This window comes from Pediococcus acidilactici DSM 20284 (assembly GCF_000146325.1).
GTDB classification, from domain to species: Bacteria; Bacillota; Bacilli; order Lactobacillales; family Lactobacillaceae; genus Pediococcus; species Pediococcus acidilactici.
Genome location: NZ_GL397067.1, coordinates 1035873 through 1059504, shown reverse-complemented (window position 1 = coordinate 1059504; position 23632 = coordinate 1035873). Strand labels below are relative to the sequence as shown.

The 23632-nt window shown below is 39.5% G+C and carries 16 protein-coding genes; 12 read left to right on the top strand and 4 right to left on the bottom strand.

Translation table 11 applies throughout. The features are described from left to right. Positions 1-209: 209 nt before the first annotated feature. Entirely contained in the window at positions 210-710 is a 501-nt protein-coding gene (locus HMPREF0623_RS05265; RefSeq protein WP_004166200.1) for a YbhB/YbcL family Raf kinase inhibitor-like protein, read from the bottom strand. A gap of 139 nt (positions 711-849) precedes the next feature. On the opposite strand from HMPREF0623_RS05265, the gene HMPREF0623_RS05260 reads away from it, so the two are divergent. Both HMPREF0623_RS05260 and ligA read left to right on the top strand, forming a co-directional pair. Further along, complete coding sequence (locus HMPREF0623_RS05260) at positions 850-1605, top strand: exodeoxyribonuclease III (RefSeq protein WP_004166198.1); 756 nt, start codon at positions 850-852, stop codon at positions 1603-1605. A gap of 23 nt (positions 1606-1628) precedes the next feature. Then, positions 1629-3656, top strand: coding sequence for an NAD-dependent DNA ligase LigA (gene ligA / locus HMPREF0623_RS05255; RefSeq protein WP_004166197.1), 2028 nt, complete (start codon positions 1629-1631; stop codon positions 3654-3656). 10 nt (positions 3657-3666) lie between these two features. On the opposite strand, the gene HMPREF0623_RS05250 is transcribed toward ligA, so the two are convergent. Beyond that, a complete protein-coding gene (locus HMPREF0623_RS05250) occupies positions 3667-4086 on the bottom strand; it encodes a GtrA family protein (protein WP_004166196.1) in 420 nt (139 codons plus the stop codon). A gap of 98 nt (positions 4087-4184) precedes the next feature. Between HMPREF0623_RS05250 and HMPREF0623_RS05245 the strand changes: the two genes are divergently transcribed. The 10 genes from HMPREF0623_RS05245 (at position 4185) to HMPREF0623_RS05200 (ending at position 21070) form a co-directional block, all read left to right on the top strand. Beyond that, positions 4185-5111 (top strand): glycosyltransferase family 2 protein, encoded by a 927-nt coding sequence (locus HMPREF0623_RS05245; RefSeq protein WP_002829680.1) that lies wholly within the window; start codon positions 4185-4187, stop codon positions 5109-5111. Positions 5112-5302: 191 nt separating this feature from the next. Then, entirely contained in the window at positions 5303-6112 is an 810-nt protein-coding gene (locus HMPREF0623_RS05240; RefSeq protein ID WP_004166195.1) for an ABC transporter permease, read from the top strand. 12 nt (positions 6113-6124) lie between these two features. Beyond that, a complete protein-coding gene (locus tag HMPREF0623_RS05235; RefSeq protein ID WP_004166194.1) occupies positions 6125-7189 on the top strand; it encodes an ABC transporter ATP-binding protein in 1065 nt (354 codons plus the stop codon). 19 nt (positions 7190-7208) lie between these two features. Then, positions 7209-12191: a bifunctional glycosyltransferase/CDP-glycerol:glycerophosphate glycerophosphotransferase gene (locus HMPREF0623_RS09260; RefSeq protein WP_162257381.1), complete on the top strand. Its 4983-nt coding sequence runs from the start codon at positions 7209-7211 to the stop codon at positions 12189-12191. A 467-nt stretch (positions 12192-12658) separates the two neighbouring features. Then, positions 12659-14032: a hypothetical protein gene (locus HMPREF0623_RS05225; RefSeq protein WP_143121387.1), complete on the top strand. Its 1374-nt coding sequence runs from the start codon at positions 12659-12661 to the stop codon at positions 14030-14032. 24 nt (positions 14033-14056) lie between these two features. Continuing rightward, the gene (locus HMPREF0623_RS05220; protein WP_004166191.1) at positions 14057-15733 is read left to right on the top strand and encodes a hypothetical protein; all 1677 of its coding nucleotides are present in this window, start codon (positions 14057-14059) and stop codon (positions 15731-15733) included. A gap of 23 nt (positions 15734-15756) precedes the next feature. Beyond that, complete coding sequence (locus HMPREF0623_RS05215) at positions 15757-16728, top strand: glycosyltransferase family 2 protein (RefSeq protein WP_004166190.1); 972 nt, start codon at positions 15757-15759, stop codon at positions 16726-16728. A 109-nt stretch (positions 16729-16837) separates the two neighbouring features. Further along, positions 16838-18232: a glycosyltransferase family protein gene (locus HMPREF0623_RS05210; RefSeq protein WP_323051953.1), complete on the top strand. Its 1395-nt coding sequence runs from the start codon at positions 16838-16840 to the stop codon at positions 18230-18232. A gap of 424 nt (positions 18233-18656) precedes the next feature. Further along, positions 18657-19796: a serine hydrolase domain-containing protein gene (locus HMPREF0623_RS05205; protein ID WP_004166187.1), complete on the top strand. Its 1140-nt coding sequence runs from the start codon at positions 18657-18659 to the stop codon at positions 19794-19796. Positions 19797-19864: 68 nt separating this feature from the next. Next, positions 19865-21070 (top strand): CDP-glycerol glycerophosphotransferase family protein, encoded by a 1206-nt coding sequence (locus HMPREF0623_RS05200; protein ID WP_004166186.1) that lies wholly within the window; start codon positions 19865-19867, stop codon positions 21068-21070. Positions 21071-21259: 189 nt separating this feature from the next. Here HMPREF0623_RS05200 and HMPREF0623_RS05195 read toward each other — a convergent pair whose 3' ends face one another. Together HMPREF0623_RS05195 and HMPREF0623_RS05190 are read right to left on the bottom strand one after the other, a co-directional pair. Next, positions 21260-22024, bottom strand: a complete 765-nt coding sequence (locus tag HMPREF0623_RS05195; RefSeq protein WP_002829687.1) for a DUF4811 domain-containing protein — start codon at positions 22022-22024, stop codon at positions 21260-21262. Beyond that, entirely contained in the window at positions 22024-23502 is a 1479-nt protein-coding gene (locus tag HMPREF0623_RS05190; RefSeq protein WP_004166185.1) for an MDR family MFS transporter, read from the bottom strand. The genes HMPREF0623_RS05195 and HMPREF0623_RS05190 overlap by 1 nt, the downstream gene beginning before the upstream one ends. Positions 23503-23632 lie beyond the last annotated feature (130 nt).

The following is a 23632-nucleotide window of genomic DNA, read 5'->3' as shown; positions in this document are numbered from 1 at the left end:
GAAATGAACTAAAAATTGCGCAGGCTGTAAATATTAGCTAGGAATCGGTAATTATGTCTAGTTTAGGCATCGTTACCGATTTTTAGTTAGGGAGCTGGCACCCGTCGCATTACATTAGAAAATCAACCAAAAAACGCTTTTTGAGAATTCAATTCTTAAAAAGCGTTTTTCAGTAACTCTACCCTATAGTAAGCAATCAGGATCTAAACTTAACCGCGGGATAGAATCTTGATCTGCGCTGAATCTAAGGCTAATGCTTCGGTTTTACGCATTAAGTCGTTTAGATAAAATCCCCTAGGCAGGTTAGTAGGTTCCTTGAGCGCGTAAACGGTCAACGTATATTCGTGGTCGGTAGGCGGCTTAGGTCCCGAATAGTGTTCGAAAATTGCGGGATCATCCACGTCTAAAAACTTAGAAACGTAACTATTCTTTCCCTGGGTCATCCCGTTTTCCAAAGCACTAGCGTTTTCAGGAATCAGATTGGTCACGGCAATGTCGGTCGCGATCCAATGAATCCACGGAAAGCCAGCAACGGGAACGGCGTCGTAATCAATTAAAGTTAGTGCTAAGGCTGCTGTGTCAGTAGGCAACTCACTAATTTCAATGGGAAAAGACCGAATTGGCAAATCGTGAAGCTTGTCGGCTGCGGGAGCATATTTGCCAAAACGATCGGGTAAGTACCCGTTAGATAATGCAACGTTAATTTTCATAATTCATCACCTTCCTAGTTTGATTATAACCGTAAAGTTTCGTAAGTGGTAAACAACCTAGTTTGCTAGACAAACTTTAATAATTTTCCGTCAAGTTGTGCGATAATTAAAAGAGATAATTAGAAATGGGGGCACGGTTTTGAAATTAATTTCGTGGAATGTGAATGGTTTGCGTGCGGCAGTAAAGCACGGCTTTTTGGACGTTTTCAACGAGTTGGATGCGGATATATTTTGTGTCCAAGAAACCAAGCTACAGGAAGGACAAATTGACCTGGATTTGCCGGGGTACCACCAGTACTGGAATTATGCAGAAAAGAAGGGGTATTCGGGAACGGCCGTCTTCACTAAACGGGAACCGGTGGCGGTCTCTTACGGTTTAGGAATTCCTGAATTCGATCAAGAGGGACGGGTAATTACCCTAGAGTACGAGAAGTTTTTCTTGGTTACCTGCTACACTCCTAATTCACAGCCGGAATTACGTCGTTTGGATTACCGAATGAACTGGGACGACGCCTTCCGAGCTTACGTAAAACAACTTGCCGACACTAAGCCGGTAATTTTTTGTGGGGATCTAAACGTAGCTCACGAGGAAATCGATTTGAAAAACGACCGCACTAACCACCATAATGCCGGGTTTACTGACGAAGAACGGCAAAAGTTTACCGAGTTGCTGCAAAGTGGGTTTACGGATACTTACCGCTACTTCTATCCTGATAAAGAGGGCGTTTACTCGTGGTGGAGCTACCGGTTTAACGCGCGAGCCAACAATGCGGGTTGGCGAATCGATTATTTTGTGACCTCCCAAGCATTGGACAAGCAACTCGCGGATGCTAAAATTCATACGGAGATTTTTGGTTCAGACCACTGTCCAATCGAACTTGACCTGAATTTATAGAAACATGATATAGGAGAGAAAAGATGAGTTTACCGAAGCCAATTGAAAAAATGAACCTAACGGAAGCTAACGAACTTGCGGAACAACTCCGTGAAAAGCTCGACCGCTGGAGTGAGTTGTACTACACCAAGGATGCTCCCGAAGTCGAAGATTACGTTTATGATGAAAATTATGCGGACTTGCAAGCTTTAGAACAAGCATTTCCAGAAATTGCTTCGCCAGATTCAATCACTCAACGCGTGGGGGGCGAAGTGCTTGCCGGATTTACCAAGGTTACCCACACCGAACCGATGCTGTCGATGGGCGACGTTTTCTCTAAGGAAGAGTTGGCGGAGTTTGACCAGCGCATTCAGAAAAATGTGGGCCATCCAGTTGATTACAACGTGGAGCTTAAAATTGACGGATTAGCGATTTCATTAGTGTATGAAGACGGTAAGCTAGTGCAGGGTTCCACCCGGGGAGACGGTAACATTGGTGAAGACATTACCAAGAATTTAAAGACCATTAAATCGGTTCCCCAGACCCTTAGTCGGCCACTTTCTTTGGAAGTCCGGGGAGAATGCTACATGCCGAAGGCGGCATTTGCGAAGTTAAACGAACAGCAATCGGCAGCGGGGAAATCCGTTTTTGCTAACCCACGGAACGCGGCGGCCGGTAGTTTGCGGCAACTAAATACGCAAATTACCAAAGCACGCGAGCTCGACACGTTTATCTATACGCTAGTGGAACCCGAAGTTTTGGGGGTACAAACCCAGCACGAGGCCATTCAGGCAATGGCAGAGTTAGGATTCAACACTAATCCCACCCAGACGGTTTGCCACAGTTTAGAGGAAGTTTGGGATTATATTGAACGTTATGAAGGTCAACGCGACGATTTGCCTTATGGAATTGACGGAATTGTTTTAAAAGTTAATGACTTAGGGCTACAAGCGGAATTGGGGCACACGGTTAAGGTGCCGCGTTGGGAAATTGCGTACAAGTTTCCTCCAGAAGAAGAAGCAACCGTGGTGCGTGACATTGAATGGTCAGTGGGCCGGACGGGGGTAGTTACTCCGACGGCGGTCATGGATCCGGTGCAACTAGCTGGAACCACGGTGAGTCGGGCAACCTTGAATAACGTGGATCAGCTTACTGCTAAGGACGTTCGGATTGGCGACACGGTGCTATTGCATAAGGCAGGAGATATTATTCCAGAAATCACCCGGGTCGTCTTGGACAAGCGTCCGGCAGACGTGGCGGACTTGACCATTCCCAATCAATGCCCTTCTTGCGGTAAAGAATTAGTACATTTAAATGGTGAAGTAGCCTTACGATGCATTAACCCAGATTGCCCCGCACAAATTGTGGCACGTTTGGAACACTTTGGATCCCGCAATGCAATGAACATTATGGGGTTGGGGCCTAAACAGATTCAGCAACTTTATGCAAAGGGATTTATTCACCATTTTGACGACCTATACAAATTAACTGCCGACCAACTAAGCCAATTAGACGGGTTTAAGGAAAAACGGGTCAATAACTTGCTAGAAGCCATTGACAGTAGCCGGCAAAATTCTTTGGAACGCTTGGTTAATGGGCTTGGGATTCAGGGCGTAGGAACCAAGATGGCTCGGACCCTTGCCGAAGCGTTTGGTTCAATGGATCGGTTAATGGAAGCGTCCGTGGAAGAATTTGACGCGGTAGATACGGTCGGTGAAACGCTGGCCAATAATTTGGCGACCTTCTTCCAAAGTGAAGCGGCGCGTAACATGATCGACGAGTTGAAGGCTGTGGACGTGAATATGGAATACCTCGGCGCACAACCAAGCGAAGCACCAGAAAACTACTTTAACGGTAAAAAGGTGGTTTTAACTGGTAAATTAGAGCATTTTACCCGTAACGAGTTGAAAGAAAAGCTGTTGAACTTAGGTGCAGACGTGGCCGGTTCGGTTTCGAAAAAAACGGACGTGTTGATTGCGGGCGCCGATGCCGGGAGCAAGTTAACTAAGGCGCAAGACCTGGGTGTAGAAGTGATTGACGAAGCCACGGCTTTAGAAAAATTAGAGCAATAAAAAAATGGGATTACTCCCATTTTTTCTTCGTCCGAAAAACGACTAATTTACTAAAAGCATAGTTAGAAATGATGACGACGACGTTATCAATGATTTTAACGAAGATGTCGTTTCCGTGGAGCAGGGAAATTCCTACGTAGAGGATGACGATATCTAACACTAACGTGGCGGCCCGCATTAAGAAAAAGCGGAGCGCTTCGGCAAATAAATCGCTGGCGGTTGAAGTGTGGGAATTGAATACCCACAGTTTGTTACTGACGTAAGCGACCAAAACCGACACGAACCAAGCAATTAAGTTACTGAATTGGTAGAATATATGTAATTGGTCTACTAACACAGCAAAGACCACGATATTAACCAACGTGGTGATCACGCCCCAGAAGAGGTATGATATAAGGGATTTATATTTTTTAAAAAGTTGCTTAATCAAGGTTTCATCTCCAAGTTCTTTAGAGTTAACCTTTTAAGTAAAACATGAAACTTAAGAAAAGAAAAGTTTAGACATAAATTTTAGACAGGTGAACTAATTTGAAAAAGTTATCAGTGATTGTACCAGCTTATAATGAAGAGGAAACCGTCGAGCTGTTTTACGACGCCTTTGCGAAGGTGGAAACCCAAATGGACGTCGAGCCCGAATTGATTTTTGTCGACGACGGATCAAAAGACAAGACCTTAGTCGAAATTAAAAAACTTCAAAAATTACATGAGGAAATCCACTACATTAGTTTCTCACGGAACTTTGGTAAGGAGGCAGCGTTGTACGCCGGCTTACAAAAAGCGAGCGGAGAACTAGTAGCGGTGATGGATATTGATTTACAAGATCCACCGGAATTATTACCCCAAATGGTCAAAATGATCGAAGAGGGCGAGTATGATTCAGTGGCTACGCGGCGCAAAGACCGTGATGGAGAAAGCCGCGTGCGTTCTTTCTTTGCGCGACAATTTTACAAGTGGATCAATAAGGTAAGCTCCTTGGAACTCGTGGACGGAGCCCGCGATTTCCGCGTAATGACCCGCCAAATGGTGGATAGCGTGCTTTCTATGCGGGAACGGGAACGGTTCAGTAAGGGACTCTTTAACTGGGTCGGCTTTAACACTTACTATATTTCTTATGAGAACCGCGAACGGGCCGCTGGTAAAACTTCATGGTCCTTCTGGGGATTAATGAAGTACGCGATTGAAGGGTTCGTATCCTTCTCAACGGCACCGTTATCGTTTGTGACGTCCGCTGGGATCGCTACCTGTGTGTTAGCCGTGCTAGGAGCTTTGGCGGTAATTGTTCGGGCGATTATTTTTCCGCACACCTCTGCGTTTGGCTGGCCTTCTTTAGTAGTGATCATCCTCTTCTTTAGCGGAGTGCAACTACTAAGCTTGGGCATTATCGGTCGTTACATTGCCGAGGTTTACTTGGAAGTCAAGGACCGGCCGGTTTATATTGTTCGGGAGGAGAAGTAGGCTACAAAGTAGCTTCCGCTTGCTATTTATAAAGAATTTAATAATGTGGCGGTTTTAAAAATAGATTCGGAGTAAAATATAAAAGTGCCTTAAATTATACTTAATAATTTGCGGTAATGTTGGTTTGCATTAATCTGATGTAATCAACTTTTTTAATAAAAAATATATTCAACTATGGAAGGAATATTTTTATGAACACATTGTTTCAAATAGTTCGCGATCAATTTTTGAATTTTAAAATAATTCGTCGTATGGCAAAATACGATGATCGTGCTACATATCAAAGTCATTATCTAGGTTTAACGTGGGAATTTCTAAATCCGCTAATTCAAATTGGAATTTACTATTTAGTATTCGGAGTAGCTTTGAAACATGGAGATCCAGAGCCGGGTGTTCCTTATCTACCTTGGATGGTTGCCGGTATTGCTCCGTGGTTATACATGAACAAAACTACTTTAGATGCTTCAAAAAGTGTGTATCAACAAGTTGGCTTGGTTTCAAAGATGAAATTTCCGATTAATGTTTTACCTTCGATCAAGATATACGGAAATCTATATAGTTTTTGGACTATGATTGCTTTTGGTCTGTTTTTAACCTTTGCTAGTCATATTGGTTTAACGCTATTAAGCTTTCAATTCATTTACTACTTCTTTTGCATGATTGTTTTAATGTTTGCGTTGGGTATTTTTAATTCAACCGTTAGTGTCTTAATCCGAGATTGGCACATTACGTTGCAGTCTGTTTTAAGGGTTTTGTTTTACATGAGTGGGGTGTTATTTAATTTCGTAACCTCTAACTTTCCACGACCATTGATCCGATTGCTAGAGTTAAATCCCTTCTATTACGTAATAAACGGGATGCGCCTCTCGATGTTTTCTACCGGGACCATGTTACAAGATCCTGCACTTACTTTATTTTTCTGGTGTTTTATTATCTTGATAGGTATTTTTGGGTCTTATTTACACAATAAATTCAGATCAGATTTTGTGGATTTGATTTAGGAGAATTGATATATGGATTATAAAATTCAAGTTAAAAATGTAACTAAAGAGTATGATTTATACAAAAGTAAAAGCGATCGGTTAAAAAACTTTTTTAATATTAAAAAAACAGACGTACCGCATTTTTGGTCACTTAAGGGAGTCTCGTTGGACGTTAAGCAAGGTGAAACTCTCGGGATTATTGGAGTGAATGGTTCGGGAAAATCAACCATCTCAAACATCATTTCGGGAATTATCCCCCAAACCACTGGAATGGTAGATGTTAAAGGGGATACCTCGATTATTTCTATCGGTGCAGGACTTAAATGGAACTTGACGGGACTTGAAAATATTCGACTAAAAGGGTTGATGCAAGGCCTATCAATCAAAGAAATTAATGATATTCGTCAGGATATCATTGATTTTGCTGACATCGGAAGTTTTATTAACCAGCCTGTAAAAGATTACTCAACTGGGATGCGCTCCCGTCTGGGCTTTGCCATCGCGGTGCACATTAACCCAGATATCATTATTATTGACGAAGCATTGTCTGTTGGAGACGCAACTTTTTACCAAAAGTGCGTTGACAAAATTATGGAATTTAAAAAGCAAGGAAAAACAATTGTATTTGTGAGTCATGCTTTAGGACAGGTAGAAAAGATTTGTGATACAGTTGCTTGGATGCATTACGGTGAGTTAAAAGACGTCGGTCCAGCTGAAAAGGTAATTGCCGAATACCGCGCTTTTTATGCGGATTTTAAGGCAATGTCCGCTAAGGAGAAAAAAGAGTATCAAGCAACAAAAAAGGCGGAACAACTTGATTTTGATGTTGAGGCGTACCAAAAAGAATTAGTAGAAGAAAAGATAGCTCAGGGTAGTAAACCTGCTGAAGCTAAAAAGTCAGTGCATAATGTACTTTACAAGCAAGTGCTACCAGAAAAAATGACCTTGATGACAAGATTAGCAGTTGTGATTCTTGTATTGTTAATGCTGGGAATTGGTTTTTCACATATTATGGGGTATTCATTTTTTAGTTTGTTAGAAAATCCGGCTCGAATTTTTCATAAATTAGCGGCGGGCTTCATAGCATTATTATAATTTTGTGAGGAGAATAGCGGTGAAGAGAGAGTTTGTAAGAGGAAAACTAAGCATTATCGTGCCTTGTTATAAAGTCGAGGATTATATCAAAGAATGTTTGGATTCGTTAGCAAACCAAACATATAAAGATATCGAAGTCATCATGGTAGATGATGGATCCCCAGATAATACAGGAGCAATTCTTGATGAATACGATAGTAAATATCCGACATTTACTGCCGTTCACACTCCTAACGGTGGGTTGAGTGCGGCGCGAAATGCAGGATTGGATTATGTTACTGGGGAATTTCTTGCATTTGTTGACTCGGATGATGTAGTTCCCAAAAATGCGTATGAAAAATTAGTAGGTTCCCTATTACAAACGGGTTCGGATCTCGCTTCGGGATTTGTAAATAGGTTTAATTCTAAAAAAGTATACCCTTCGGTTTTGCATGAAAAAGCAATTCCAGAAACTTTACTTCAAACTAATATTAACGTAAACACTAATTTAGTTTACGATACTACGGCTTGGAATAAAGTCTATAAAGCTGAAATTTTTATAGGAAACGGCTTAAGATATCCAGAAGGATTGACCTATGAAGATATCCCGGTGTCAATGCGGTACCATCTTTTAGCTAAATCTGTTGATGTTATCGCTGAAGATACTTATCATTGGCGTGTTCGAGAGGGAGCTAACCAATCCATTACTCAGCAAAGGGCTAATTTCCAGTTGTTTTGGGATCGGATGCAGACTTTAGAAATGGCAAGAAAATCTATTTTAGAGTTGGGAGGAAGTCCAGAATTAAAGGAAGCCTTTAACTTCAAGGTTTTAGACATGGATATTCCACTTTACTTAAACGGATTCCAAAACGCTAGCGAAGAAACCCTCTTTAAGTTTCAACGGGACTTAGTTAAATTTTTAAGGAACTATGATTTAAGTGTAATTAAAGAACTTTCCATTAGAAAACAAATTCAATACTACGCGCTATTGAATGGTGATTTTCCAGACTTTAAACGTTACGGATACCAATATAAAAAAATTGGTGAAATTGTTGGTGATCACGGTCGGTATCGTTACATTAATAAGGCTTTACGTCCGGAACTAGCCGAAAAAATTGAATTGACAAAGGGCGCGGTTGAAGGTAAGTCGAAGGTTGACCGTGTTTATTGGGAAAACGATCAAGCAATCGTTGAGGGGCGTTGTTTCATTAGTCAAATTGCAAAGTTTGAAAAGTCTAATTTCGCGTTTGACGCTCATATCCGAAACACCCACAGTCACCAAAGTACTAATATCGAAGTAATTGATAAAAAGAAAACCAAGCGACGGCGTATTTTTTGGGGAACTACATACTACGCCTTTAAATTAGCAATCAATGTAAAAGATGTTCTGGCCCAAATTGGAGCTGGACGTTGGGTGATTGATTTAATTGCAACGGATCTCGATTTAACGATTACAACCCCGGTCGGTAGTCCGGTTAGGCGACGAAACGCTCTTTTGACACCCGAAAGAATTGCCAGTGGCACTGAAGAATACGTTATCAATAATGATTTTAATCGTGCCTGGAATTTGTTTTTTGACGTTCAACCTAAAATGCAGAATCATATTCTAGCCGGCAACCTTCCGTTGGTGAAGGATTTTAAGCTTACCGATAAAAATATTTTGACATTTGATTTTTTGACGGATAAAAACCTGATAGATCCATTATTTATGTTCAGTTATGGGAAGGATGAGCGTTACGCTTCACGAGTTGAGTTAATTCAAGAAGAACGAGATTGCTTCAAGTATCGCATTTCGTTTGACTGTAATGACCTAGAAAATGGGATCACTAGTGGTCGGCTTTACTTATATAACGCCACTAACATGGGAAGATATCAGTTTAGGTTCTCTTTAAATGAACAAGTATTCACCTTAACGAATGGTAGCTGTAAAGCCCGCGTAGATGTTTCCTCATCGTTAAGGGGAGTACACCTTATATTTGAAAAAAATAGTGCGAAGGTTGAAAACTATACACTTGTTAATGGGGTACTTCAGCTAACCTTTTCAGTAAGCTCAAAATTAATAAATGATTTAACTAGTAAAGTGCAGTTCTTGATGATCAGTACTGATGCAAAAGAATCTTATGATGCTTTTGAGGTTAACCCGCTTACTAATGATCGCTTTGAAGTTAATATTAAGTTCAGCGATGGTAAAAAACCACTTTTTAAGAGTGGATACTATAACTTTTTTGTGGATATTGCTGGTGATGAGAACAATGTCAGAATTCCTATTTTAATGGCAGATTACCAGTCACGGAATATTTTACAAATTAGCCGTTTTAAGAATCTAAAATTAAAACTACAAGTTAATGACGTAGGAAGGTTCCAAATTGGACTATTGCAGCAGTGGGACTGGATTGACAATTCAGTACGTAAAAGAAAAGTGGCTTACTACATCGCTTACCCACTGATGAGACTGCTACCGTTAAGCTCTAAGACGGTAGTGCTAGAAAGTTTTTGGGGTAGGTCATTTGATGACAATCCTCGGGCAATCTACGAATATTGGCAAAAGGCCCATCCTGAATACAAATTTATTTGGCCGGTAACTGATTTATCAACTAAAGTCAGTGGACAGGGAAAAGTTATTCGCCGAGGAAGCTTTAAGTACTGGTATTATTTAGCTACAGCAAAATACTTTATACAAAATACCAACTTTCCTAACTCCTACGTCAAGAGACGAGGACAAGTGGAAGTAGAAACGCTTCATGGTACATTCATGAAAAAGATGGGTCTAGAAGAGCCTTCCATGAGAAATAGCACAGCCAAAGGGCAACGCAATTTCATGAAACGAAATCGACGGTGGGATTATTTGATTTCGCCATCAGCTTACATGGACCGAGTGGGTGCGAACGCATTTGATTTCAAAAATGAAGTACTTAGCGTGGGCTTTCCAAGAAATGATGAATTAATTAACAATAATAACCCTGAGTTCATCAAAAACTTAAAGTTGAATATTGGAATCCCTCTTGATAAGAAAGTGGTTTTGTATGCCCCAACATATCGTCAAGCCGGGAAACTTGATTTTGAGATGGATCTTAAGGTAATGCAGGATAAACTAGCAGATGACTACGTGGTTTTAGTGCGGCTCCATCATTTAGTAGCAAACGCGATTGATATTCATGAATTTGAAGGATTTGCCTATGATTTATCAGCGTATCCTAACATTGCGGATCTGTATCTAATTGCTGATGTCTTAATTACTGATTACAGCTCCGTAATGTTTGACTACGGATATTTAAAACGTCCAATGATTTTCTTTGCTTATGACTTGGATTGGTACCTTGATGATTCTAACCGTGGTGTTTACTTGGACTACGTTAAAACCGTACCAGGGCCAATTGCCCGAAGTACTGAACAAATCATCCACTATTTACAAAAACCGGATAAATTAGAAGCCGAGTACGGTAGTAAATTGGAATGGTTCTATAATGAATTTTGTACCTATGGTAGAGATGGTGATGCTTCAAAGAATACTGTGGAACAAGTTATTAATAATAATATTACTAGGGATAACGGAGAAAAGGGCTTCTTCACTAGTAAACTAGCTCGTGCATTAGGAGTAACAAGTCTCGAAATGGGTGCACTTAACTTATTTGGCCAATTTTTAAAGCGAAGCAAGTTAATAGTTTTTGAAAATAATGGCGGGCGCGCTACTGATAGTGATCCTCGTGCCTTGTATGAATATCTTAAAGCCCATCCTAATGGTTATAAATTATTGTGGTTGGCGAGTGCTGATCAAACCGAACGTTTCCGTTCTGCAGCCTTGCCTTATGTGATCAAAAAATCGTTAAAGGGGATTGTTGCCCGTGCAAGAGCCAGTTTTTATATAACTAATTCTGAGGTGGCGGTAAATTGGAAAAAGCCTCGGGGGATGAAGGTAATTCAAACTGGGAACGGGAGCCCGTTGAAAAAAGTCGGGACGGATTTAAGTTCGGACTTTATTCCGGGACAGTCAATCTACCAATACCAAAAAAATCAAGTGATTGAAGGCCGCAAGTGGGATTATCTTTTAGCTGGGAACGCAACTGCTGCTGATTTGCAGAAGAATGCGTTCAGACTTGGTGATAACCAAATCGTTATGAGTGGGCTGCCAAGAATTGACCAGTTATTAGATATGGACTCTACTAAACGAGAAAAAATTCGTCAAGAATTGGGAATTACTGCTACTAAACGGGTGATCTTGTATGAACCAACTTGGAGAGACGATGAGATTGTTTATGTAGACCAGTATGGAATGGAAAGTAAAGTTGATTTTGAAAAATTAAGCCGCTCACTACCTAAAGATGTGGTAGTACTTGTTAAGTTCCACCCTCTAATTACGAGTGGTAGACCTAAATTTAAGAAATTGGATAATATTATCGATGTTTCTGATTGGCAATCTAACGTTGAACTTCTTGCAGTAGCAGATTTGTTGGTAACTGACTATTCATCAGTATTATTTGATTTTGCCGTTACTAATAAGCCAATGATCTTTATGGCTCCAGACCTAGAAGAGTACCAAGATTATGTTCGGGGACTTTACGTAGAGGATTATGAAGAGTTTGTTCCAGGGCCGGTTGTAAGATCAACTGCCGAATTGTTAGAAGCTATCAATTCATGGATAAGCGCAGATCCGAAATGGCGAGATTATCAACGAAAGGTCGAAAAATTTAATCAAGAATATAACTCATGGAACGATGGTAGAAGTGCCCAAAAAGCAATGAATTACGTGTTTAATCGCAGCTGTTATAGTGTAGAAAAGATTAGTAATCCAGTTGAAAGCATTAAATTAAAGGATGCAACCTTACTATGGAGCGGTGTATATGGGCAAAAGGATACCCAGTTCCTCGGTAATTTTGATATAGCTCAAGCTGATGCCGTAACTTTTACAGTTTTAGAAACACGAGTATTAGAAGATCCTATCAACAAAACGTTAGTTGGCGCAAAGTTCTTTAAAATAAAAATAGCCGATAAGTTTGTTTGGGTATCTGAGCATTCAGCAGAATAGCTATGCTATACTTTAGTGTGGCGTAAACAATTATTATATAAATACTGTGATTGACTTAGAATAGTTGTTTTAGCTGTTAAGTTATTCACAGTATTTTTATTATTTAGGAGAGTAGATAAATGTCAGTTAAGATTATGCCAAAAATAAAAAAATATTATCCAGGATTGGTAATACTACTTGTGGGATTACTGTTTGTTTCCCCACAGATTCTTAATAAAAGCATCATCTTTGGAGCCGATGTGCCCTTTCATTTCAACCGTGTTTATGATGTTTACATGCAATTAAAGACCCATAACTTTAACTTCTTTCAAATGGATTACGGCTTTAATCAAAGTGGAAGAATTATAAATGCATTATACGGGCCCGGATTTGCCTATTTTTTAGGATTAATATTATTCTTTGTAAGAAGCTGGTTGAAATTTCAGGTTGTAACGTCTTTCGCTATATTTGTGATTAGCGGTTATTTAATGTATAAATTGGCAACTAAATTAGGAGCCGAGAAAAAGTTTGCCACCATTGGGGCGGTAATTTTCATGTCTAGTTACTGGATCCAATCATGGGTAACGGTGGAATCCTTTATGGCTTGGGGAACGATGTTAATGCCACTTGAAATAATGGTGGGTATTGACATGATAAAATTTGATCCGCGTAAATTTTCGGCAGTTAAATTAGCACTGGTTGTGGCTTTAGTAATTCAAGTTCACGTGCTTAGTGCACTCTTTACGGTCGTGGCATTTTTAATTTTCTTTGTAATTGGCTTAGTTAAGGCTAAGGAGCGGATTAAATTATTTTGGAAAACGGCGGAAGCCGGAATTTTATGTTTAGTATTAACTTTTAATGTTTGGGGCGCAATGTTAGAAGTCTTTAGTACTAATAGCATAGTTACACCATTTCCCGTTGCAAACATGTCTAAGGAAACCGTTAATTTATCCGTAGGAAATACATCTATTTACGAATTGGGGTTAGTAGTAAGTATTATTTATTTAGTCCAAATTGGGTATGTATTGTACAAGTGGAAGGTTGTTGACTTTACGAATAAAGTGGTCACGTTAATTGGCGGAATGTTTTTACTTCTAGCATCTAACGTGGTCCCTTGGAGAACAATCGGTACTTATTTTGGTAAAATTGAAAGTTTACTTCAATTTCCATACCGTTTCCTAACCATCGCATCAGTATTATTGATTGCTGGTTTCGCAATGAGTTTAAGTGAAATGAAACGTTCTTCCAAGTCTAGCTTTGTTCCAGTCGAACTTGCAGCAATTATTGGAGCTATTTTTATTACAATGGGAACGTTTAATGGGATTCAAAATGCAGCCTTAGTGTGGTATTCTAATTGGCCAATCTCAACGAAGACTCCCATTATTAAAACTAAACAGTTTACTGCAGCAGAATTTCGTAACGAGATGAAGAGTGCAGATCTCAAAAGAGGGCTAAAGCTGGTTACAAAGGGTTATCCAGATTATTTACCAACCTCGAGTAAAAACTTATTTGCTAACAACAATCCTTACGGTATTTACGCAGAAGAAATCATTTTTAATCAAAAAGGATTTCATAAGAGCGTTAAGGGTAATACTTTGACCGTGCGTTGGCACAGTAATAAAAATGCTGAAAAAACAATGGTGCCAGTTACAGTATACAAAAATTCACAGGTTTCTTTGAATGGAACAAGGTTAAGTAATGACACCATTAAATTAACGAAAATTGGTACCCCAGTTATTAGCAGTCGTAAGGGAAAAAATGAGTTACGGCTGGCTTATAAATCATCCTTAATTTCAAAATATAGTTTATGGTTAGTTGCGGTGGTTTGGGTATTATGCATTATTTTTGTTTTAGTAATTTAAGTTGATCATAAGGAGAGCAGGTTAATGCCTAATAAAAAACAGCTCGTGGTGGTAGGAAAACTTTTTTTGATTTCTTTATTCATTGTTTCTCCCCAAATATTTTTTCATAACAGCATCATCATTTCTGCAGATACAATCTTTCATCTGAATAGGTTTTATGATACGTATATGCAAATAAGGGAACATAATTTTCAGCCTTTCATCATGATGTATGGGTTTGGAGGAGTTGGTCGATACATCAATGTACTTTATGGACCAATCTTTGCTTATGTATGTGGGTTCTTATTATGGATTCTTAAATCATATTACCGTTTACAGCTAGTGCTTAATTTTATAGTTGTGTTTACGTCAGTTTCGACAACGTACTATATGCTAAAAGTTGGCGGGATAAAGGATAAAAAGCTTTTGCTTATTGGTCCTACCATTTACGCTACAAGTTTTGCAATTACTTCTTGGGTTATTGATAACGAGTTTTTAGGAGTGGGAGCAAGCGTATTACCATTAGCAGTTGCTGTCGCCATCCGGATGGTTGATGGAAAACGGAGCAAAAACGTTAATATAGCTGAAATGGCATTAACGATGATTGTGTTGATGCAGTTACATATTTTATCCTCAATAATCGGTTTGTCATTAATCTGCGTAACCTTTATTTATGCCATGACCGTTCAGAAAGGAAAGCGGTTATTAATAGTACGAGATAGTGTGATTTCGGCAGCAATTACATTGATTGGCACGGTGAACGTTTGGGGCGTTTACCTGATCTTAAATTCGCAAGATAAATTAATGACTCCTTACCCGTATGCAAACCCGCAAGCAAGTGTATTAAAGTGGGGGGATACTATTGGAAATGCGGTTTTGCCTCCAGCAATTGCGTTGACATTGGCATTTGCGGTTGGAATTGCTATTTTACATAGGGATGCCATGAATAGGGATCAACAATTTCTAGAATGGGTAGGTATTGGTTATTTACTGCTGGCAAGTGGGATTTTTCCGTGGAATGATCTTTTTAAAATACTTCCTGCAATGTATATTTTACAATTTCCTTTCCGGATAGCTCCGATTGGTATTCTATTGGTTATTTATGGAATGCTATCTGTTTTACAAAATGGTCAACAGCTAAATCATAATTTTAAAGTGCTGGCTATTATTTTAATGGGTTTGACTTGTGTAAGCGCGATGGACACCGTCAGTCGTTTTTCAGATGCACTGAACAGATGGAATGTTTCTGCTAAACCTTTTGGAGCGGTTGGTTACATAACATATCGAGGGCAGAAGAATTACGCGGTTCAAGAAGCATTTAGCAGTCGAAACTTAAATGCTCCGTGGAAAATTTTAGCTAAACCAATTCCCGATTACTTGCCTGCTACCCGGCAAATGGAGAAGTTAAATAAACCAGGTTCTTTAAAATGCAGAAATAATAATTTATATCAAATGTTTAAAGGGATTGAAGGCCTCTATTTAAATGAAAATAATTTTTCTCGTTCTGTAAAGGACGGTTGGATTAACATTAAGTGGAATCAAAGAAAAAGCGCCTACGTTACGGTACCAGTAGTGCGCTACCAAGGTACGCGCTACGTACTTAATGGACATAGTTTAAGCACCAATAAAGTAAAGTTGGGTAAGATGGGAAGTACCAAGGTTTACTGTAAAAAGGGGCATAACGAACTAAAAGTTAAGTATGTGTTTCAAATAAATAGATAATCCCTAGGAAGGTTGTTTATCAGATGAAGGATTTATTAACAATAGTTGTTCCGTGTTTTAATGAAGAAGAAGTGCTACCGGAAACGCACAAAGAGTTAGAAAATATTTTAATAAATTTAAAAAAGCAAAAATTAATTCACTCCGAGAGTAAAGTTTTGTTCGTTGATGATGGCAGCAAAGATCAAACATGGTCGCTAATTGAAGAGTACACTAAAAAATTTGACGATATAACTGGGATCAAATTTAGCCGAAATTATGGTCACCAAAATGCGCTAATTGCGGGGATGTCCACGGCTGTTGAATTTTCAGATATGATTATCACGATTGATGCTGATTTACAAGATGACGTAAATGCAATCCCTGAAATGGTTAAAAAGTATCATGCAGGCAATGACGTAGTTTACGGTGTTCGTAATAATCGTGATACTGATACAGCTTTTAAACGTGATACAGCAATGTTGTTTTATCGAGTAATGGAAAAAATCGGGGTTAAACTCATCCCTAATTCGGCTGATTACCGGTTGATGAGTAAACGAGCTGTACGGGATCTGCTTCAATTTAAAGAGCGAAACCTTTTCTTAAGGGGAATCGTGCCACTAGTGGGGTATCCATCGGATAAAGTTTATTACGCGCGTAAAGAACGGTTTGCCGGTACATCGAAGTATCCATTAAAAAAGATGGTGCGCTTTGCGATGGATGGAATTACCTCATTTTCCGACGCCCCAATTCATTTAATCTTCGGGATGGGAACGGTAATCGTTTTGATCAGTATTGTATTAATGATCTATGCGCTAATTGAAAAAATAGTTGGGCACGTAGTTTCTGGATGGACTTCATTAATGATTTCCATCTGGTTACTAGGGGGCGTACAGTTAGTTTCCCTTAGCGTAATTGGTGAATATATTGGGAAAATTTTCTCGGAAGTTAAGCACCGTCCACGTTTTACGATTGAGAAGGATGAATACACAAAAAAATTTGTAGACAAAGGAATGTAGGATTTTGAAATTCAATATACAAGGCCTAAGCAATAAATTTATTAATATATTTTTTGTGTTTCTAGGTATACTGAGCATTTTGGGTGCCGCTAGCTTATTACGAAATGATTTGTCTGAATTATCGGGTAAGATGGTACTAGCTATTGATATTGCGATCATCGGCATAGTCTTAATAATTCCGCTAAGGAAAGACTTTAAACGTTTGGATAATAAAGTTACCTACCTACTGGCGTTAACGGCATTATTTATTTGGCAATGCTGGATAGTGATGACAATGACTTCGATAACTAAGTGGGATCCGACGCTCATTTTATATAAGGCAATTGGACATCCTATTTGGGATCGCAACTATTTTTCTATTTATCCTAACAATCTTTTCCTTTTAAGTGCAGAGCATTTTTTATGGCTTATTTTTGGTAAACCGGAGTTAGTACTTTTCACAAAAGAACTTGGTTTTTTGAACATCTTTTTATTGGATTCCTCGATTTTGTTTTTGGGAAGGATTTTGCGAAATAACTATGGCAAACGTTTATCTAATTTCTATATTTTAGCCAGTTTGTTATTGATCGGCTGTTCGCCATGGATAACAATCCCCTATAGTGATATATGGGCATTTTGCGTAAGCTCTTTGAACATGAGCATTGTTCTACTGTTAACTCATCAGGAAAACACTAAACTTAAAACAAGCATTTTAACTGGATTTTTAAGCTTGTTGCTAGTAGTTAGTTATTTTTTAAAGCCCACTTTAGTTATTTTTTATATCGCTCTGTTGATAATTTCTCTTTTGCAGTTTGTAAAGGGCGAACGTAGAATGAGCATTAGGGTGGTATCTTTATTTGTAATATTAATAGTTGCGTTTTTTGCGGCATTTAGTTTTTACAAGAAAAATACTAACTTGGTTTCTGTTGATGAAAACAAGTCGTTTTCGCTATTTCACTTTGCGGCAATGGGAATTTCTGGACGTGGAGGTTATAATCCTCAAGATACTTTTAAAGATAAGTCGATTAAAAATTATGAAAATCGTAAGAATCGGGACTTAAGGGTCTTAAAAAAACGTTTCAACAAAATGGGGCCAACGGCTTACGAGCGTTTTTTGATGAATAAGCAGATCTACAATACGGAAGACGGAACGTTTACGTGGGGAAATGAAGCTGACACGACGATGGTAGATAAGAGTTTAAGCAAAACGTTACCTAGAAGGTTATTTACGGTTAAAAATCGAGCTAGCCGGACCAATAGTTTCTCTGTTGTAATGCAAGTGATTTGGCTATTGACTTTGCTATTTATGGTGTTCACTTGTTTTAATGAGGAATGGATGGTTCAACTGCTAAAATATACGGTGATAGGATTCTTTTTCTTCCTGCTTCTTTTTGAAGGAGGAAGGAGTAGGTATGTTATTCAATTTTTACCTTTTATAATTTTGTTAGCTAGTTTTGGCTTTGATAATTTTATAAGCAAGTACGTGCGGAAAAACAACCAATTGGCAACAAATTTAGACGAATGAAATTTTCTGAAGGGTTTAATTTGGAAGCCCGGATGATAATTAACCTTAATAGAAATAGAGTGCAAAAAAGGTAAAACATTTTTTAAACTATACTCCTAATTTAGTAGGCACAGAAATAAGTGAAATTTCTGTCTATCTAGTTAGGAGTTTTATTTTATTGAATTTAATAATGGCTAAATCATTTTTGGGTGTAGAGGACACAATTTGGTCCTAAGATAAGGAAAATACCCTATTTATTGGACAAATGCAAACGATACCAATTAGCAAACCAAATTGACTTATTTAACTATTTTAAAAGTCATTTTATTAAAGTATTGGTTGGTAATGCTTAAACTTATACTTAATTTTTCTGCTTAAGCTAGTTCTTTCTCGTCAATTAGTGTAAAACTATATCTGGTAAATTTATTTGGGGGAGAAATAGAAAATGTCAAGAAAATTGATCAATAAATTAATTGTTGGAGGACTAATTATCCTTGCACTAGTACTAATCTGGGGCCAAGCAAGTGTATATTTAAGAAGGCCAGCAAATACAGAAAAGCATAGTTATCCTGCAATTACGCAGGCAGCTCACTCCGCGGAGAAAGGGCGGCTTCGACGGGCACTCTCACCGACCGGGTTTAGCGGCTCAGCAATTTTAGTAGAGAACAACCAAATTGTTGATAGTTACACAGCGGGAGTGGAGGATAATGAGAGTGGTAAAAATAATCGGCTAACTACTGCTTATGAAATTGATTCTTTGCAAAAATCACTCACGGCTGGACTAGTAATGACTTTGGTTAATAGGCATGAAATCGCGCTTACGGATCACCTTAATCAGTACATAACGGGAATTCCGGGCTCTGCAGAGGTTACCATTCGTCAACTGCTGGACATGACTTCGGGATTATCATTGCCTAAGCTCAGTTATAAGGGCGACAGTCTGCCTAGAACCCAGTACTTAAAAATTCTTAGAAGGAACGTTAAATTTCAACCACAAAAATACGGTAAGTGGAATTACCAACCCGTTAACTATGTATTATTATCGATGATTTTGGAAAAGGTGACGGGAGATAATTACCAACAATTATTCGCGGAACGCTACACGGGCAAATTGAAGTTACAACAAACCGTATTTGCAACTGATACTACTGGAATTGACGTTGCTAGAGGATACCGCCTAAAAAAACAGGGCAATATGGTTAAACAAGTCTTGCAACAGCCTAATATGGCCACGGTTGAATCAGAGTTAGGCACTGGACAAGTGTATATGTCTGCACCGGATTATTATAAAGTATTGTCTAAATTACTAAATGGGGATTTGTTGGGCAAGCAAACTACGCAATCGTTATATCGACCAATTAACTTTGCTCAAGTTAGGTATCATGGTGGCCTTTATACAGAGAAGCAATCTTTTTACGGAGCTAACGGTTACGGATATGGTTTTGAGGACCATGTACGGATTAGTCCGGATGGCAAAAAAGCTTTCGTAGTATTTAGCAATCTTCAAGGTAATCGCTCAAAACAGCCTTCATTGAGGCAAGTGGTGGATAAATTAACTAATCAGTACTTTAATGTTGGAAAATAGTGTACTATTTTAGGTGCATAAAATATATCCTAGTAATAAATAAAAATGTTTAAAAGGAGGGGAAACGCATGAAACTTGATACGTTCATTGAAAAAGTCAAACGCCGCCTCCTAACCTACGCCTTCAAAATTAACTACCGGCCTGCAAAGCGGCCCACCGTTATTTTTGAAAGCTTTGGCGGGCGACAAATTAGTGACTCGCCGTTAGCAATTTATAAAGAAATGAAAAAAGAACATCCCGATTATCGGTTAATCTGGGTGGTAAATAAGCAACTAGTTGAAGAAGGTTTTCCGAATGGAGAACGTTACGATTACGTGATTCGGGGATCTTTTAAATGGGTGCGTACGATTGAAAAAGCGCACGTCTGGGTTGAAAATGCCCGGCTGCCTCGTTGGGTAAAAAAGCCGGCTCACGTTAAAATCTTGCAAACTTGGCACGGCACGCCGCTGAAAAAGTTGGGCTTGGATATTGCACAAGTAACCATGCCCGGGACCACTACGGAAAAATATCACGAAAATTTTGTTCATGAAGCAAACCGGTGGGATGCATTAATCAGTCCTAACGCCTATTCTACGAAAATTTTTCGGCAAGCTTTCGGTTACCAAAACGAAATTTTGGAAATTGGTTACCCCCGCAATGACGAATTGGCGCAGCCCAACGCAGCTAAAATTCGGCAGCTTAAAGAAAAGTTAGGGATTCCCCTGGATAAAAAGGTGGTCTTATACGCACCAACTTATCGGGATAACCAATTTTTCACCAAGGGAAAGTATGCTTTTAGCCTACCGTTTGATTTGGCAAAATTACGGGATACGCTTGGAGAGGATACAGTTTTGCTTTTACGGATGCACTATTTGATTGCTAACGCGGTGGATCTTACTGGTGTAGAAGACTTCGCAATTGATGTATCGAATTACCCGGACGTTGCGGATTTGTACTTAGCTGCGGACGTGTTGGTTACGGATTACTCCAGCGTTTTCTTTGATTATGCATACTTAAAACGGCCCATTGTGTTCTTTCCATATGATTATGAAACTTATCGCGACGAACTTCGTGGATTTTATCTGGACTATCAAAAAGATTTACCGGGCAAGATTGTTTACAACGAAGGCGAACTGACTCATGAATTAGCTCAACTCACTAAGCAGACTCAGCAACAGCCAAGTTTCCAATTCGAACAATTTTACGCAAGGTTCTGCGCCATTCACGCGGGTAATGCAGCGGCCCAGGCGACAAATTGGGTAAGTCAACAGTTGCAAGCTTACGAGGCTAAATAAGCAAGGTAAATTTTATGAGCGGTGTTCTTGCCCAGTAGTTGCGCTAAAACGACGCCAGCGGCTTTTAAAGGGGCCTAATGGACTTGTAAAACCAATAATTAACCACGATGGTCTTTGGAATTAATCAATAAATGAAAAAACTTCGCAAGAATCGGAATTCTTGCGAAGTTTTTTTGATTGGTAGCTAAACTACTTCTTAGCTTGTTCAATTAGTTTTTGCATCATTTGTGCTTGATACTCGGCACTAAACTTCTTGGTAGCTTCAGCAGTTGTTTGATCGGTTAACTTCTTCTGCTCGGCAGGACTCATCCGGGGATTTTTCTGCAAAGCAGCTTTTAAGGTGTTCTTAACCGTTGCGGTTACCTTAGCTTTTACGTACTTAGTAGCATCCTTTTTCATAGAAGCTTGGTTTTGTTTAACCAATTTTTGCAATTTAGCGGCTTCGGTAGTTGACAAGGTTGGCCAATTCTTAGGCACGTAGAAGGTGTTAACCCGGTGGGAAACTTCCCGGTCGTTCCCGGCGATTCCAAACCAAAGGCGGTAGGTATCATTTTTGTATACCCAACGGGTGGTTTTCTTCTCTAAACGGGCTTGATCGTCGTTAGTGGTCTTAACCCGGTTAGTAGTTTTTTCCAATTCGGTGTGGGAAGTTTTCTTTTTGTCCGCATCCTTTTTATAAACGTAAACTCGTTCCTTACCATCGGTCCCAATATTCTTATAAAGTAACATGGGCATTTGTTTTGAAGGTGAAACTGAGTAAACGGTTTGGGTGGTTGTTTCAGTGATCTTCTTCATTCCGAAATGTTCCCGGTCGTTCATTACCAATAGCGCTACTGAGCCAACGACTACGATGGCAGAAATTGCGGTACAGATGTAACGAACCACGGGTTTGGGAATTAGGGTCATTGAAACAAAGGTTGCGATCACAGCAAGTATTAGTAGAAAAATAATCATTATTTTTCACCTCCAGCTTGAGGTTGTACTTCGGCTGAACTACCAGAACGGTTGCTAACAAAGAAGGCAATGATTAGACCTAAAGCACTGAAGGCAACCGCGATCCAAAACGATGCGTGGTAACCACTGATAGTGGCATTAAAGGCTTGGTCTTTGTAAGCAAGTGGTTCAGCTTTTAATAAGTGTTTAGCAGGCATTTGGTTATTAGTAACGTTGGTTAGCACACTGACTAAAATGGCAGTTCCCATCGAACTAGCAACTTGCCGAAGGGTATTGTTAACCGCGGTTCCGTGCCCCATCTTGTCAAATGGCAACGAGTTCATTCCGGCAGTAGTAACCGGCATCATCGCCATTGAGATTCCAGCCATCCGAATTGCGTATAACACGATGATGTAAAGCATTGGAGTAGTCCGGGTGATGAAAGCAAATGGTAACGTTCCGATTGTTAACAAGAACATCCCGGTAGTCGCTAACCGGCGTGCCCCAATTCTATCGAAGAGACGTCCGGTAATCGGGCTAAGAACTCCCATCATTAATGCCCCAGGCAATAACGTTAATCCAGAATGAAAGGCAGATTCGCCACGTACAGTTTGGATGTAAAGAGGAAGAACCATTTCTGCACCGACCATGGCAATCATAGAAACCGAACTAAGGGTTGCTGAAATTGAAAATTCAGGAATCTTCAATACCCGTAGGTCAAGGAACGGATTTTTACTCCGTAATTGACGCGCCCCAAATAGGATTACGAAGATTGCCCCGATAATTAAGGTAGCTACAACTAAGGAATCAGTCCAGCCCTTGTCACCAACTTCAGAGAAGCCAAAGAGCAAGCTACCAAAACCAATGGTTGAAAGTGCAGCTGAAATCCAATCGAGTTGGGTGTGCTCCGTTTTCAAAACGTCTTTCATAAAGAAGAAACCAGCAATTAAAACTACAATGACGATTGGAATAATCATCCCAAATAAAGTCCGCCAGTGGTAGTTATCAATGACCCATCCAGAAAGGGTCGGCCCAATTGCTGGAGCCACCCCGACAACTAGGCCGGCAAGTCCCATCGCTGAACCACGTTGGTTAGCGGGGAAAATGGTTAGCATCATGGTTTGCAAAAGGGGCATCGTAATTCCGACCCCTAGCGCTTGGATTAGTCGTCCAGCAAGGAGTACTGAAAATGACGGGGCTACGTAACAGAACGTGGTCCCAATTAAAAATATCGTCATGGCTGAAAGGTATAGCCGCTTGGAAGGAATCCGGCTAGTCAACCAGGCGCTAATGGGAATCATGATTCCGTTGACCATCAAGAAACCAGTCGTGAGCCATTGCACAGTCGAGGTACTGATATCGAAGGCCTTCATTAAAGTAGGAAAGGCCGTGGTTAAAATGGTTTGGTTCAAAACGGTACAAAATGAACCAATTAAAAGCACAAGGATCAATAAAGACCGCTTATAGGGTTTTCCATGTGCATCAAATGCTTGTGTCATAAGCTTACAACCTCTTTTCATAAAAACTATTCTTAGATACTATAGTCCGGTATACCATCTTTGTCAACTTATTTGACAAAGATGTTAGAGAAGTTATAATTAAATTAAATAAACGGACAAAGTCAATCAG

Bases quoted from the DNA above. Each gene is read 5' to 3' on its own strand.
- HMPREF0623_RS05200 (WP_004166186.1), top strand. From the start codon at position 19,865: ATGAAACTTGATACGTTCATTGAAAAAGTCAAACGCCGCCTCCTAACC.
- HMPREF0623_RS05215 (WP_004166190.1), top strand. From the start codon at position 15,757: ATGAAGGATTTATTAACAATAGTTGTTCCGTGTTTTAATGAAGAAGAA.
- HMPREF0623_RS05195 (WP_002829687.1), bottom strand. From the start codon at position 22,024: ATGATTATTTTTCTACTAATACTTGCTGTGATCGCAACCTTTGTTTCA.
- ligA (WP_004166197.1), top strand. From the start codon at position 1,629: ATGAGTTTACCGAAGCCAATTGAAAAAATGAACCTAACGGAAGCTAAC.
- HMPREF0623_RS05240 (WP_004166195.1), top strand. From the start codon at position 5,303: ATGAACACATTGTTTCAAATAGTTCGCGATCAATTTTTGAATTTTAAA.
- HMPREF0623_RS05265 (WP_004166200.1), bottom strand. From the start codon at position 710: ATGAAAATTAACGTTGCATTATCTAACGGGTACTTACCCGATCGTTTT.
- HMPREF0623_RS05205 (WP_004166187.1), top strand. From the start codon at position 18,657: ATGTCAAGAAAATTGATCAATAAATTAATTGTTGGAGGACTAATTATC.
- HMPREF0623_RS05235 (WP_004166194.1), top strand. From the start codon at position 6,125: ATGGATTATAAAATTCAAGTTAAAAATGTAACTAAAGAGTATGATTTA.
- HMPREF0623_RS05225 (WP_143121387.1), top strand. From the start codon at position 12,659: ATGTATAAATTGGCAACTAAATTAGGAGCCGAGAAAAAGTTTGCCACC.
- HMPREF0623_RS05190 (WP_004166185.1), bottom strand. From the start codon at position 23,502: ATGACACAAGCATTTGATGCACATGGAAAACCCTATAAGCGGTCTTTA.
- HMPREF0623_RS05220 (WP_004166191.1), top strand. From the start codon at position 14,057: ATGCCTAATAAAAAACAGCTCGTGGTGGTAGGAAAACTTTTTTTGATT.